Source organism: Azorhizobium sp. AG788 (assembly GCF_943371865.1).
In the GTDB taxonomy this organism is placed as follows: Bacteria; Pseudomonadota; Alphaproteobacteria; order Rhizobiales; family Xanthobacteraceae; genus Azorhizobium.
The window spans coordinates 33184-46927 of sequence record NZ_CALRWL010000034.1 but is presented as its reverse complement, the minus strand read 5'-3'; the positions used below and the strand labels follow the sequence as shown (position 1 = coordinate 46927).

At 67.6% G+C, this 13744-nt stretch carries 11 protein-coding genes; 6 read left to right on the top strand and 5 right to left on the bottom strand.

Annotation, left to right across the window (positions count from 1 at the left end):
- Nucleotides 1-19: 19 nt before the first annotated feature.
- Together AAG816_RS18375 and AAG816_RS18370 are read right to left on the bottom strand one after the other, a co-directional pair.
- Entirely contained in the window at nt 20-451 is a 432-nt protein-coding gene (locus AAG816_RS18375; protein ID WP_341991122.1) for a DUF6163 family protein, read from the bottom strand.
- Entirely contained in the window at nt 448-1518 is a 1071-nt protein-coding gene (locus AAG816_RS18370; RefSeq protein ID WP_341991121.1) for an enoyl-CoA hydratase/isomerase family protein, read from the bottom strand. Before AAG816_RS18370 ends, AAG816_RS18375 begins: the two co-directional genes overlap by 4 nt.
- 333 nt (nt 1519-1851) lie before the next feature.
- Here AAG816_RS18370 and hemB point away from each other — a divergent pair, with 333 nt between their 5' ends.
- The 6 genes from hemB (at nt 1852) to AAG816_RS18340 (ending at nt 7772) form a co-directional block, all read left to right on the top strand.
- On the top strand, nt 1852-2859 hold the full coding sequence (gene hemB, locus AAG816_RS18365) for a porphobilinogen synthase (protein ID WP_341991144.1): 1008 nt from the start codon (nt 1852-1854) through the stop codon (nt 2857-2859).
- The gene (locus AAG816_RS18360; protein WP_341991120.1) at nt 2856-4196 is read left to right on the top strand and encodes a branched-chain amino acid ABC transporter permease; all 1341 of its coding nucleotides are present in this window, start codon (nt 2856-2858) and stop codon (nt 4194-4196) included. Before hemB ends, AAG816_RS18360 begins: the two co-directional genes overlap by 4 nt.
- 47 nt (nt 4197-4243) lie before the next feature.
- A complete protein-coding gene (locus tag AAG816_RS18355; RefSeq protein WP_341991119.1) occupies nt 4244-5518 on the top strand; it encodes a threonine ammonia-lyase in 1275 nt (424 codons plus the stop codon).
- Nucleotides 5519-5639: 121 nt separating this feature from the next.
- Nucleotides 5640-6176 (top strand): RDD family protein, encoded by a 537-nt coding sequence (locus AAG816_RS18350; protein ID WP_341991118.1) that lies wholly within the window; start codon nt 5640-5642, stop codon nt 6174-6176.
- 81 nt (nt 6177-6257) lie between these two features.
- The gene (locus tag AAG816_RS18345; protein WP_341991117.1) at nt 6258-7007 is read left to right on the top strand and encodes an arginyltransferase; all 750 of its coding nucleotides are present in this window, start codon (nt 6258-6260) and stop codon (nt 7005-7007) included.
- 84 nt (nt 7008-7091) lie between these two features.
- The gene (locus AAG816_RS18340) at nt 7092-7772 is read left to right on the top strand and encodes a MarC family protein (protein WP_341991116.1); all 681 of its coding nucleotides are present in this window, start codon (nt 7092-7094) and stop codon (nt 7770-7772) included.
- Nucleotides 7773-7779: 7 nt separating this feature from the next.
- On the opposite strand, the gene AAG816_RS18335 is transcribed toward AAG816_RS18340, so the two are convergent.
- From AAG816_RS18335 to parC, 3 genes are all read right to left on the bottom strand, one after another.
- Nucleotides 7780-9435 carry an acetolactate synthase large subunit gene (locus tag AAG816_RS18335; RefSeq protein WP_341991115.1) on the bottom strand — a complete coding sequence of 552 codons (1656 nt, stop codon included), beginning with the start codon at nt 9433-9435 and terminating at the stop codon, nt 7780-7782.
- A 128-nt stretch (nt 9436-9563) separates the two neighbouring features.
- On the bottom strand, nt 9564-11342 hold the full coding sequence (locus AAG816_RS18330; RefSeq protein ID WP_341991114.1) for a chloride channel protein: 1779 nt from the start codon (nt 11340-11342) through the stop codon (nt 9564-9566).
- 4 nt (nt 11343-11346) lie between these two features.
- A complete protein-coding gene (gene parC / locus AAG816_RS18325; RefSeq protein ID WP_341991113.1) occupies nt 11347-13584 on the bottom strand; it encodes a DNA topoisomerase IV subunit A in 2238 nt (745 codons plus the stop codon).
- Nucleotides 13585-13744: the final 160 nt, after the last annotated feature.

Here is a 13744-nt window from a genome sequence, read left to right as displayed (position 1 = left end):
TTCGCAGTGTGCGCGCGGCTCAGTCCTGGTCACTCTCCCGCGCGGCGCGGATGGAAAGGATGGCGTAGGACACCACGAGGGCGACCTCGAACAAGGTCAGCACCAGCAGGCGCGACAGCCCCTCGGGCGCCCATGCCCCCACCACCACCTGGCTGGCGGTGGCCAGCAGCCACAGCACCACTGCCCAGCCCGCGCCCAGCCACAGCCCGACCCCGGCAATGGGATCGATGATGGCAGCCCAGATCACCACCCCCTGTGCGGTCATGGGCAGGGACTGGAAGCGGGTATCGGGGCCATCGCCGATGCCGCAGATCACCGCCCAGTGGTAGACGCCCTCCAGCAACAGGAAGCAGGCGACCGCCCGCAGGAAGAACACCAGCCGCCGCCGCCACGGGGTGAGGCGCTCCATATGGGCGCGAGCACTGGCGTCGATGGGGTCGTAATGGCTCATGAGGGACCGATCGGGAAAACGAGTTCATCAGGGATCGGATCGAAATGCGCCGCAATGACGGCCGGATCGATATGCTCCAGCCGATCAGGCTGCCAGCGGGGGGCATTGTCCTTGTCCACCAGCAGGGCGCGGACGCCCTCATAGAAATCATGGCCGTGCAGCACCCGCGTCACCACCCGGAACTCCGCCTGCAGGCAACCCGCAAGGTCGAGATTCGGCCCCCGGCGCATCTGCTCGGCGGCGAGCATGAGGCTGGTGGGGCATTTGCCGCGCAGCGATGATGCCGTGTCGCGGGCAAAATCTGCCGATGCCGAGGTGCCCGCCGCAGCCGCGTCCAGGGCCTCCAGCACCGCAAGCACATCGCCATGGCCGAACGCCTCGGCCACGAACGCCTCGTGTTCAAGGGCCGGCGCGGGGCCGGGATCATGGGCGTGCGCCGCCAGGGTCGCAGCCACATCGCCACCGGCCACCAGCGCCGCCTCCAGAGCCGGCAGGCGCGCGGACGGGACCGCGTGGGTCAGCAGGCCGAAATGCAGCGCGTCGGCCGCCTTGATGCGCGCCCCGGTGAACGCCAGATAGATGCCGCTGGCCTTGGGCAGCCGGGGTAGCACATGGGTGCCGCCCACATCGGGGAACAGCCCGATATTCACTTCCGGCATGGCGAACAGATAGCGCTCGCCGCCCACCCGATAGCTGCCGTGCGCCGAGAGGCCGAAGCCGCCGCCCATGCAGATGCCGTCGATCAGCGACACATAAGGCTTGGGATAGGTGCCGATGAGATGGTTGAGGACATATTCGTCGCGAAAGAAGGCCAGCGACTGGTCCTGATGCCCCGCCCGGCCCAGATCATAGATATGCCGGACATCGCCGCCGGCGCAAAAGGCGCGCTCGCCGGTCGCCTTCAGGATGATGCGTGACACCCCGTCATCCCGGGCCCAGGCCCGCAATTGCGGATCGATCTCGCGCACCATGGCGTGGGTCAGGGCGTTGAGGGCCTTGGGCCGGTTCAAGGTAATGATGCCGGCTTCACCGCGGCGTTCCAGCAGGACCTCGGGCTCGGTCGTCACGGTGGCTCCTCGGGGTGGGACGCCGCCTGATGGGGCGCGGGCGGGACGCGGCGCGGCAATGGTCGAGCGAGGGTTAGCGGTGCCGCGTGCCAGCGTCAACGCATCCCGCGTCACCACGCACCTCGCCGCGGCTCCTTCGAGAAGCTATAAGGAAGCGCAATACCCCCACCGCCCGTGCCGAAAGCGCCGGGCGAAAGGCAGCGAGCGGCGCCTCAGGACGCCGCAGCTGCAAGTCCCGAGCGTCGGCATGAGCCCCCAGCGCGTGCCGAGCCGCAGCAGCGAGATCGCCCGATGACCGTGTCCTCCACCCGCCTCCACGCCGCTGACTACCGGATGGCCTTCAGCGAACGCGGGCTCGATCTGGCGACCCGGCCGCGGCGGAACCGCAAGTGCGACTGGTCCCGCCGGATGGTGCGCGAGAACACCCTCACCGTGGACGATCTGATCTGGCCGATCTTCGTGACCGAAGGCGAGAAGACCCGCACCCAGATCCCCTCCATGCCCGGCGTCGAGCGGCTCACGGTGGACGAGGCGGTGCGCGCGGCCGAACAGGCGGCCAAACTGCACATCCCGGCCCTGGCGCTGTTTCCCTATACCGAGGCCAGCCTGCGCGATGCGGAAGGCAGCGAAGCGCTGAATGAAGACAATCTGGTCTGCCGCGCCCTGCGCGCCATCAAGAAGGAAGTGCCGCACATCGGCTTGATCACCGACGTGGCCCTCGATCCCTATACCAGCCACGGCCATGATGGCCTGCTGGACGGCGAGCGCATCCTCAATGACGAGACCGTGGCGGTTCTGGTGCACCAGGCGCTGGTGCAGGCGCAGTCCGGCGCCGATGTGATCGCCCCGTCCGACATGATGGACGGCCGGGTCGGCGCCATCCGCTCCGGCTTGGACAAGCACGGCCTGACCGACGTGCAGATCATGTCCTATGCGGCCAAATATGCCTCCGCCTTCTATGGCCCGTTCCGTGATGCCATCGGCACCTCCAAGACCCTGATCGGCGACAAGCGCACCTATCAGATGGATCCGGCCAATGGCGACGAGGCCATCCGGGAAGCGGCGCTGGACGTGGACGAGGGTGCCGACATGCTGATGGTCAAGCCCGGCCTGCCCTATCTCGACATCGTCTACCGGCTGAAGCAGACCTTCGGCCTGCCCACCTTCGCCTATCAGGTGTCCGGCGAGTACGCGATGATCGAAGGCGCGATCCGCAACGGCTGGCTGGACGGCGACCGGGTGGTGGTGGAAGGGCTCATGGCCTTCAAGCGCGCCGGCGCCGACGGAATTCTCACCTATTTCGCGCCGCGGGTTGCGGAGCGTCTTGCCGCCGGCGCGTGAGCCGGCGCCGCCCCTTTCTCTTCGCATTGGCCCTCGGCGCCATCTGCGCCGGTCTGTCGGGATGCGGCAGCGTGGTGGATGCCGATCAGGCCGGCCTGTGCGAACGGGTGGCCGCGGCCCTGCATCCGGACGGCACCCGCCTCTCGCGGGCCGCCTTCGCGCCCGCCGGCAACGGCGCCAGCGGGGTGCGGCTGACCTATGTGGCGCGGGAGCCCGACGAGGCCTTCTCCCGCCCCGGCGTCGTCCTCTGCCTGTTCGCGGCGCCCGCCGGCGCTGGGCGCCTGGATCTCACTGCGGTCGAGACCGCAGACGGCGGCATGGATGACAGCCAGTTGTTCATCCTTAAGCGCTGGTGGCTGGACCAAGGGGCCGGCGCCGATGCCGCCCAGGCCTCGGCGCCCTGGGTGTCGCTGCCGCTCGGCCCGGCGTTCGGTTTGCAGCAGGGACTGAACGCGCTCGGCCCCGCGGCGCTGTTCGCCGCCCTGGCCACCGCTTTCACCCTCATCCACGGACTGACCGGGCGGATTGTCCTGGCCGTTGGCGAAATCGCCGTCACGGGTGGGGCGGCGCTCCTGGTGTATGCGAGCCTGGCGCAGCAATCAGGCTCGCTCACCCTGGCGCATGTGGGCCTCGGTATTCTCGCGGCGGTGCTGACTGGCGCGCTGTGGGCCTGGGCCATGGGCCGCTTCGTGCTGTGGCCGTTCCAGCACCGGCGCGGCGGCGGGCAAGGGGTGCTGATCGCCAGCATCGGCCTCGCTCTGGTGCTGCGCGAGGCCCTGACCCTGCGTCAGATTGGTGCCGCGGAATGGCTGCCGCCCCTGCTGCACCAGCCCGTGCCGCTCGCCGGCACTCCCGCCTTCACCGCCACCACCACGCCCGCCCACCTGATGTCGGTGCTTCTGACCGGCGGCGCCGTCGCCGCAACCGTCCTGATACTGCGCAGAACCCCGTTCGGCCGCGCCTGGCGGGCCATGGCCGATGATCCGGGCATGGCGGCCTTGTGCGGAGTTTCGCCCCGCGCGCTGCTGGGGATCACCTGCGCCATGTCCGGCGCCTTGTGCGGGCTGGCCGGGGCGATGATGGTGGTGTCCTTCGGCAGCGTCGATGCCGGCCTCGGCCTGCCGCTGACCTTGAAGGCGCTGGCGGCCGCGGTTCTGGGCGGGGTGGGCTCCGTGGGCGGCGCGGCGCTGGGGGGAGTGGTTGTCGCCGCATTGGAAATGCTCTGGTCTTCGGCGTTCGACATCGCCTATCGCGACGTGGTGATGTATGCGCTGCTCATCGTGGCGCTGGTGGCGCGGCCGCAAGGCCTGCTGGGCGCCGCACCGCGCGACGTGTGACTCTACCCGTACCGGGTGCGGGCCGCCGACCGACCCGAGGATGCCCTATGACCTTGCCTGCGGCCGATCCGCTTGTGTCCGCTCTGACCGTGAGCGATCTGCCGGTCACGCTCGCCGACGTGGAAGCCGCGCGGCCCATCGTGTCGGCGGCGGTGGTGCGCACCCCCACCCTGCGGGCGCCACGGCTGTCGGAACTCACCGGCGCCGATGTCTATGTGAAATATGACAACCTGCAGGTCACCGCCAGCTTCAAGGAGCGCGGCGCGGTGGTGAAGCTGGCGCGGCTGTCGCCAGAGGAAGCCAAGCGCGGCGTCATCGCCATGTCGGCCGGCAATCATGCCCAGGCGGTGGCCTATCACGGCACGCGCCTCGGCATCTCCACCACCATCGTCATGCCCGAGAACACCCCCCAGGTGAAGGTGACTGCCACCCGCGCCTTCGGCGCCCGTGTCGTTCTCCATGGCGAAGGCGTGGGCGATGCGGAGCAGGAAGCCCTGCGTATCGCCGCACTCGAGGGGCGCGTGTTCGTGCATCCCTATGACGATCCCGATGTGATCGCCGGCCAGGGCAGCATGGCGTTGGAGATGCTGGAAGATGCCCCGCCGCTGGATTGCCTGCTGGTGCCGGTGGGCGGCGGCGGCCTGATCTCGGGCATGGCCATTGCCGCGAAGGGACATTCTCCGCAGACCCAGGTGCTCGGGGTGGAGGCCGCGCTCTACCCTGCCATGTGGACCGCACTGACCGGCATCCCCCGCGACAGCGGTGGGCCGACGCTCGCGGAAGGCATCGCCGTGCGCAATGTGGGCCGGCTGACCACGCAAATCGTCCGCGCCCTGGTGCCGGAAATCCTGCTGGTGGAGGAACCGGAGCTGGAACGGGCGGTGAATGCCTACATCACCTTGCAGAAGACCCTGGCGGAAGGCGCCGGGGCCGCCGGTCTGGCGGCGCTCTTGTCCGACCCCGAACGGTTCCGTGGCCAGCGGGTGGGACTGGTGCTGTGCGGGGGCAATATCGACCCGCGCGTGCTGGCTGCCATCCTGATGCGCGAGTTGGAGCGGGATCACCGCATCGTCTCGTTCCGCCTCACCATCCTCGACCGCCCCGGCATGCTGGGCATCATCTCCACCTTGCTGGGCAAGCTTGGCGCCAACATCCTGGAAGTGCATCACCGCCGCACCTTCCTGGATGTGCCGGCCAAGGGAACCCGGCTCGATTTGACGGTGGAAACCCGCGATCAGATCCATGCCCAAGCGATCCAGGACGCGCTGGAGGCGGAAGGACTGGAGGTTCTGCGCCTCGGCGCCGGCGGCGCGGAGGGCTAGCGCCGAGCTTTCCCGCGCAGTCTCTGACCGGCGCCAGCAGGAATCCAGCGTCCGGGCGGGCTTCGCGTCTTGCGCGCAGGCGGTCCCCTCACCACCTTCAAGCGCAAGCAGGAGGAGGACCATGAGCTACACGTCCCGTTATGCCGACCGCAGCGCGCCTTACGCGGGCGTGCGGCCCAACGCCTACGACCCGGTGACCCAGCCGGAGTATTTCCAGGGTGTCCTGTCCCGGCGCATGGTCGCGTTCCTGGTGGATGCGGTCATGGTCACCGCGCCCATCGCCTTGATGGCCATCTTCATCTTCGTGTTCGGCATTGTGACGCTGAGTCTGGGCTGGATGTTGTTTCCTATCCTCGGGCCGGCCTTCGTGGTCTGGGCGGTGGTCTATAATGCCATCACGCTGGGCTCCCCGGCCTCGGCGACGCTGGGCATGCGGCTGATGGATATCCAGATGCGCACCTGGTACGGCGCCCCGGCCTATTCGGTGCTCGGCGCCGTGCATGCGGTCTGCTTCTGGGTCTCGGTCAGCGCGTTCACGCCGTTCGTGCTGCTGGTGGGGCTTCTCAACGGCCGCCGCCGCCTGCTGCACGATTTCTTGCTGGGCACGGTGGTGGTCAACAGCGAAGCGCGCGCTGCCTCCTTGAGGCGGTACAACTGAATTGGTTGCGCTTTGGAACCATAAACCTTTGACCGACTCGATTCGGGGGTGCGATGCTATCGGACCTGAGGCCCGATAGCCGTGACTGAGCACCCGCGCGACACACCGCAATTCTATCTCACCGCTCCCTCCGCCTGCCCTTATCTGCCGGGCAAGGAGGAACGGAAGGTATTCACCCATCTGGTGGGTGAGCGCGCGGCCACGCTTAACGACGTGCTGACCCAGGGCGGCTTCCGGCGCAGCCAGTCCATCGCCTACCGCCCGGCCTGCGAGGGCTGCCGGGCCTGCGTTTCCGTACGCATCCTGGTGGATGAGTTCGTCGAGGGCCGCAGCTTCCGCCGCACCGCCAAGGACAATGACGACCTGATTGGCGTCATGCGCCAGCCCAGCCCCACCTCCGAGCAATATGGCCTGTTCCGCGCTTATGTGAATGCCCGCCACGGCGCCGGTGGCATGGCCGACATGAGCGTGCTCGACTATGCCATGATGGTGGAAGACACCCATGTGCAGACCAGGCTGGTGGAATATCGTCGGCGCGGTCCGGACACCCGCATCAACGGCCGGGGCGTCGGCGATTTGTTCGCGGTGGCGCTGACCGACGTGCTCAGCGACGGGCTGTCCATGGTCTATTCCTTCTACAACCCGAATGTCCCCGAGCGTTCGCTCGGCACCTTCCTCATCCTCGACCACATCGCCAAGGCCAAGGAGATGGGGCTGCCCTATGTCTATCTGGGCTATTGGGTCAACGGCTCGCGCAAGATGGACTACAAGCGCCGCTTCCTGCCGCAGGAACGCCTGTCCCCCCAGGGCTGGGACCGCATCGAGGCCTGAGAGGTCCGCGCCTGAGGGGGCCCGCTCGTCTTGCGGCGGCACCAAGGTCATGCGAAGCACGGGTAACCGGCGGCGGGGGATCGCATGAGCCAGTTCATCAATATCTTCGTAGCGGTGTTCGCGGCGCTGTTTCCCATCGTCAATCCGCTCGGCGGGGCGCCGATCTTCGTGGAGATGACACGGGCGTGCAGTCCGGCGGTCCGCGCGGTCCTGGCGCGCAAGGTGGCCGTGAACGGCTTCCTGCTGCTGGTCTTCTCCATGCTGTTCGGCTCCCGCATCCTCACCTTCTTCGGCATCAGCCTGCCGGTGCTGCGGGTGGCGGGCGGTCTGGTGGTGACCTTCGTGGGCTGGAACATCCTCAACCAGGGCAACACCCCGTCGGAAACCGGCTCCAGCGAGGCAGCCAGCGATGTGGATCTGAGCCGAGTGGAGGCGCAGGCCTTCTATCCCTTGACCATGCCGCTCACCATGGGACCGGGCTCCATCGCCACCGCCGTGGCGCTGGGCACCCAAAGCTCGTTCAGCAGCCATGCGGGCTATGGCATCTTCGCCATCGAGGCGGTGGGCGCCATTCTCGGCCTCGCGGCGGTCTCGCTCAGCGTCTATCTGGCCTATCGCTACGCCAGCCAGATCGAGCGCCTCCTGGGCCGCAACGGCACCAATGTGCTCGTGCGCCTGTTCGCCTTCATCCTGCTGTGCATCGGCATGCAGATCATGTGGCAGGGCATCCGCGACCTGATCCTCAGCCTGCCGTCCCACGCCTAAGTGCTGCTTATTCCAGTTCGTCGCCCAAGGCGTTGCGGCGCAGTTCATCCACCAGCACGGTGATGTTGTCCGCATAATCCACCGGCACCTCCACCAGATGCACGCCGCCGCCGCGGAAGGCGGCGTCCAGCTTGGGCAGCAGGTCGGCGGCGGAGGTGACGCGCGAGCCCTTGGCGCCATAGCTCTGGGCATAGAGCACGAAGTCCGGATTGCCGAAGGTCATGCCGAAGTCGGGGAAATCATCCACCGCCTGCTTCCAGCGGATCATGCCGTAGGCGCCGTCCTTCAGCACCATCACCACCAGGTTGAGGCCGAGACGGACGGCGGTCTCCATCTCCTGCGAATTCATCATGAAGCCGCCGTCGCCGCACACCGCCATCACCCGCTTCTCCGGGTTGAGGATGGCGGCCATCATGGCCGAGGGCAGGCCCGCGCCCATGGTCGCCAGCGCATTGTCCAGCAGCAGGGTATTGGCCACCTGGGTGCGGTAGTGGCGGGCGAACCAGATCTTGTACATGCCGTTGTCCAGGCAGACGATGCCATCGTCCGGCACCACCGCGCGCACATCATGGACGATGCGCTGCGGGGTCAGCGGGAAGCGGTCGTCATGGGCCTTCTCGCTCAGCCGCTCCAGAATGCCGGTGCGCAGATCCATCAGTTCCGGGCTCGGCGCAAGCTTGCCCTCCAGCCGATCGGCCAGGGCGGTGACGGTCTCACCAATGTCGCCGATGACCTCCGCGTCGGGATGGAACACTTCCTCCACGTCGGCGGACAGATAGCCGATGTGGATCACCCGCAACGCCTCCCGCCCCTTCATCAGGAAGGGCGGCTTCTCTACCGTGTCGTGGCCGATGGAGATGATGAGATCGGCCCGCTCAATGGCCTGGTGCACATAGTCCCGCTCGGACAGGGCTGCGGTGCCCACATAGAGATGAGACTCGGCGGTGACGGCGCCCTTGCCCATCTGGGTGTTGAAGAACGGCAGATTGGCCCGCCGCACAAAAGCCGACAGCGCCGCCACCAGGCGCGGGCGATTGCCCGCCGCGCCGATCATGATGAGCGGCCGCTCCGCCGCCAGGATCATGGCCGCCGCCCGGTCGAGCGCCACCTCAGGGGCCACCGGGCGATCCAGCGGATGCAAGGGAATGATCGCCGCCCCGTCGGCGTCTTCGGCAGCGATATCCTCGGGCAGTTCCAGATGCACCGGGCCGGGGCGCTCTTCCATGGCGACGCGGAAGGCGTCGCGCACCGTGGTGGGGATGGCCTGGGCGGAGACGATCTGGCGGGTCAGCTTGGTCAGCGGCTTCATGGACGCCACCACGTCCACGATCTGGAACCGGGCCTGACGGCGGGTGAGAATAGGCTTCTGGCCGGTGAGCATCACCATGGGCATGGCGCCGAGATAGGCATAGGCGGCACCGGTGGAGAAATTCAGCGCCCCCGGCCCCAGGGTGGAGATGCACACGCCGGGCTGTCCGGTCAGCCGGCCATGGGTGGCGGCCATGAAGGCCGCGGCCTGCTCGTGGCGGGTGATCACCAGCTCGATGCGGGACTGCCGCAGCGATTCCACCACGTCGAGATTTTCCTCGCCCGGAACGCCGAAAATCCGCTCGACCCCCTCGTTCTCGAGGGCCGCTACCAGCAGATCAGATCCCTTGGCCATGTCCGATTTCCTCGGTGCGTGATCGCAACCGCAGACTAGCCCTCCGTCAGGTCCTGTCCATGCCGGAGCTCGCAGGGCAGATCTGACCCCACCGCGCCCACATGGCACCCCGGTGCCGGGCGGTGGCGCTAGCGGTCGCCGGAAACGTCCCGGCGGGCCTTGTCCAGTTCCTCCGCATAGCGCTTCAGCGCATGAGCCTCGCTCAACATGCCGACCACCACGCGCGAATGCGGGGCATCCACCACCACCAGTTCGTCGCTCTGGGTGCGGTCGAACAAGCCGGCGGCCTCCTTCACGTTCATTTGCGGCAGCAGCACATCGTCCACATTCTGCGCCAGGGTGGCAATCCTGGTCTCGGGCTGCTGCACGTCCGAATGCGCCTGGGCCACCGAGACGATGCCCGCATAGCGGCCCTCTTCGTCCCGCAGCACCACCTTGCGCACCGAGCCCAGGGGAAAGGCCGCACGGAAGGTCTTCAGCGGGGCGTCCATCCCGAAGGCCGGCACATCGTGACGCATCATCCGCTCCACCGTGAGCGCGCGCAGCCAGCCGATATCCAGCGCGCTGCGGATGGTCTCGCCGCGCAGATGCATGCGCCAGGTGGAGAAGGAATAACCGAACGTCTCGCGCACCAGCAGCGAGCAGACGATGGACGCGGTGAGCACCAGCCCGGCAATGGGCAGATCGCCAGTGATCTCCAGCGTCAGGAAGGTCATGGTCAGCGGCCCGCCGACCACCCCCACCGCCAGCGCGCTCATGCCCACCACGGCGGCAATGACAGGATCCAGCGCCAGATGCGGCAGCACAATCGCCGCCACCCCGGCGAACAGCTTGCCCAGCAGCGAGCCCATGAACAGCGCCGAAAAGAACAAGCCGCCGCGGAACCCTGCCCCAAGCGACAGGGAGGCGGCGGAAATCTTCAGCAGGAAGATGATGGCCACGGCGCTGGTCACCCCGGTGCCCACCTGGATGTGCAAGGCCCCCTCGCCGCTCGCCAGCACCTGCGGGCTATAGAGCCCCAGCGCTCCCACCCCGAGCCCGCCCACCATGGGGCGCAGGTAGCTGGGAATGCCGCTGCGGACAAAACCCTGTTCCACCAGCGTCACCAGCCGCATGATGCCGATGGACACCACCCCGGCCACCAGCCCCAGAAACAGGAACGGCGCATAGGATGAGGCCAGCAGCGGCCCCAGCGGCGGCAGGATGATGGGCGTGGACACCGCCCCCAATTGCTGCGCCGTCAGATAGGCCACCAATGCGGCGGTCATCACTGGCGCCACGGCGGGAATGGCATAAACGCCGATGATCAGTTCAAAGCCGTAGAAGGCGCCGGTGAGCGGGGCCTGGAAGGCGGCGGCGATGCCACCGGCGGCACCGCACCCCACCATCACCCGCAGATCCGCCCGCCGCAGCCGCAGCAGGCTGCCAAGGGTGGAGGCGATGCCGGAGCCGGTCTGGGTATAGCCCGCCTCCATGCCCACCGAGGCGCCGAAGCCATTGGCCAGCATGGTCTGGCCGGCCAGGATGATGCTGTCCACCAGCGACATGCGACCGCCGTGCAGGGCATTGGCCTCGATGGGATCGACGATGGGCCATGGCCGCCAACGCTTCAACGCCAGCCCGAGCCCCCCGACCACCAGCCCGCCCACCGCCGGCCAGAGCAGCAGATGCAGTGGCAACGGACCGGGGAGAGAACTGATGCGCGGGGCGCCATAGAGCCACTCGTGCATCAGCTGCGCGCCGCGGCTGACCGCGGTGACGCCGATGCCGGCGCAGACCCCGATCACCGCCGCCACGACCACCAGCGAAATCTCCCGGGCACGCACGAGGCGGCGCAGAACTCCGAGCAGCCCCCGCCCGGCATCGGCAGGGGGCGCGGACACCTCGTCGATCGCGCCCGCGCTCATGGTCTCACCCGAACTTGTTGTTACGCGGGAAGCCCTTCGGCGGCAGCCGGCCGGACGAGGCCCGCTCGGCTTGCCAGTCCAGCAGTTCGGTCACCGTCCAGGTGCGGCCGGAGGTGTCTTCCCAGGTCAGGCCCTCGGCGCGGTTGAACACCTTCAGGTCGGACAGCGCGCCTTCGCGATAGCGCTGCAGGCGGACGCCGCGGCCGCGGGTCATGTCCGGCACCTGGGACAGGGGGAACAGCAGCAATTTGCGATTCTCGCCGATCACCGCCACCGTGTCGCCATCCGCTGGCACCGCCAGCGCCACCGCGTCGGGCGGATCCACCACCAGTACCTGCTTGCCCTTGCGGGTGGTGGCGATGCAATCGTCCTCCGCCACCAGGAAGCCGCGGCCCTCCTTGGAGGCGACCAGCAGCTTGTGGCCGGGCTGGTGGGCGAACACCGAGACGATCTCCGCCTCCTGCTCCAGCTCGAACATCAGCCGCATGGGTTCGCCATGGCCGCGCCCGCCGGGCAGCTTGGAGGCCTCCAGGGTGTAGAAGCGCCCGTTGGAGGCGAACACCATGATCTTGGAAGTGGTCTCGGCATAGAAGGCGTGGGCCAGGGTGTCGTCGCCCTTGAACTGGATGCCGGTGAGATCGGGCACATGGCCCTTCAGCGCCCGGATCCAGCCCTTGGCGGACACCACGATGGTTACCGGCTCGCGCTCCACCAATGCCTCGGTGAAGGCGTCCTCGCCGAACACCGGCAGCGGGGCGAAGCTGGTGCGGCGCTTGCCGATGGCGGTGTCCGGGCCATAGATCTTGCGAGTCTGGGCGATCTCCTTGGCAATGGCCTTCCATTGCGCCGCCTCGGAGCCCATCAGCTTGTTGATCTGGTCCTGCTCCTTGCTGAGCTTGTCATGCTCCTTGCGCAGTTCCATCTCTTCCAGGCGGCGCAACGAGCGCAGGCGCATGTTGAGGATGGCTTCGGCCTGCACATCGCTCAGCTCGAAGGTGCGCATCAGCTCCGCCTTCGGCTCGTCCTCCTCGCGGATGATGCGGATCACCTCATCCAGATTGAGGTAGGCGATCAGATAGCCGCCCAGCACTTCCAGCCGGTGGGTGATCTCGGCGAGGCGATGACGCGAGCGGCGCAGCAGCACGTCGCGGCGATGGGCCAGCCATTCGCGCAGCGCATCCGCCAGGGACAGCACCTTGGGGATCTGGCCGCGCACCAGCACATTCATGTTCAGCGGCACCCGGGCTTCCAGCTCGGTCAGCTTGAACAGGCTCTCCATCAGCACGGCGGCATCCACCGTGCGGGCACGGGGCTCCAGCACCAGGCGGATGTCCTCGGCGCTCTCGTCGCGCACATCGGCCAGCAGCGGCAGCTTCTTGTCGATCAGCAGTTCGGCGATCTTCTCCACCAGGCGCGACTTCGGCACGCCATAGGGGATCTCCGTGACCACCACCACGTAAGTGCCGCGGCCGGTTTCTTCCTTCTCCCAGCGCGCCCGCACGCGGAACGAACCGCGGCCGGTGGCATAGGCCTCCGCCGTGCCGATGGGGTCTTCCACCAGGATGCCGCCGGTGGGGAAATCCGGGCCCGGCACGAATTGCAGCAGGTCGGAGGCCGGGGCGTTGGGGTGGTCCAGCAGATAGAGCGCCGCATCCAGCAATTCGGCCGCATTGTGCGGGGGAATCGCCGTGGCCATGCCCACCGCGATGCCTTGCGAGCCGTTGGCGAGCAGGTTTGGGAAGGCCGCCGGCAGCACAACCGGCTCTTCTTCCGAACCGTCATAGGTGGGGCGGAAATCCACCGAATCTTCGTCGATGCCGTCCAGCAGCAGGCGGGCGGTCTCGGTCAGGCGGGCTTCGGTGTACCGCATGGCAGCGGCATTATCGCCGTCCACATTGCCGAAATTGCCCTGGCCATCCACCAGCGGGTAGCGCTGGGCGAACTCCTGGGCCAAGCGCACCAGCGCGTCATAGACCGACTGGTCGCCATGGGGATGGAACTTGCCGATCACGTCGCCCACCACGCGGGCGCACTTCTTGAAACCGGAGCCGGGATCCAGCTTGAGCTGGCGCATCGCATGAAGAATGCGGCGGTGAACCGGCTTCAGTCCATCACGGGCGTCGGGCAGCGCCCGATGCATGATGGTGGACAAAGCATAAGCCAGATAGCGCTCCTCGAGCGCGGCTTTCAGCTGCACCGGCTCGATGGTGCCCTCACCGGGCGGAAGGGGTCTGGTTGCCATGTGCTGCAAGTAGCGCGCTGCTTCGCGTCAGACAAGGAGAAGCATGCCCCTGCACAGCTTTGTCGCGGGTCTGCCTTGGGCGCGACCCATGGATGAACGGAACGGCAGCCGCCGTTCAACTTGATGAACGCAGGTTCAGACCCACTGTATCAGGGCACCA

Coding starts and splice junctions, on each gene's coding strand:
- AAG816_RS18375 (WP_341991122.1), bottom strand. CDS start 451: ATGAGCCATTACGACCCCATCGACGCCAGTGCTCGCGCCCATATGGAG.
- hemB (WP_341991144.1), top strand. CDS start 1,852: ATGGCCTTCAGCGAACGCGGGCTCGATCTGGCGACCCGGCCGCGGCGG.
- AAG816_RS18355 (WP_341991119.1), top strand. CDS start 4,244: ATGACCTTGCCTGCGGCCGATCCGCTTGTGTCCGCTCTGACCGTGAGC.
- AAG816_RS18350 (WP_341991118.1), top strand. CDS start 5,640: ATGAGCTACACGTCCCGTTATGCCGACCGCAGCGCGCCTTACGCGGGC.
- AAG816_RS18340 (WP_341991116.1), top strand. CDS start 7,092: ATGAGCCAGTTCATCAATATCTTCGTAGCGGTGTTCGCGGCGCTGTTT.
- AAG816_RS18335 (WP_341991115.1), bottom strand. CDS start 9,435: ATGGCCAAGGGATCTGATCTGCTGGTAGCGGCCCTCGAGAACGAGGGG.
- AAG816_RS18330 (WP_341991114.1), bottom strand. CDS start 11,342: ATGAGCGCGGGCGCGATCGACGAGGTGTCCGCGCCCCCTGCCGATGCC.
- parC (WP_341991113.1), bottom strand. CDS start 13,584: ATGGCAACCAGACCCCTTCCGCCCGGTGAGGGCACCATCGAGCCGGTG.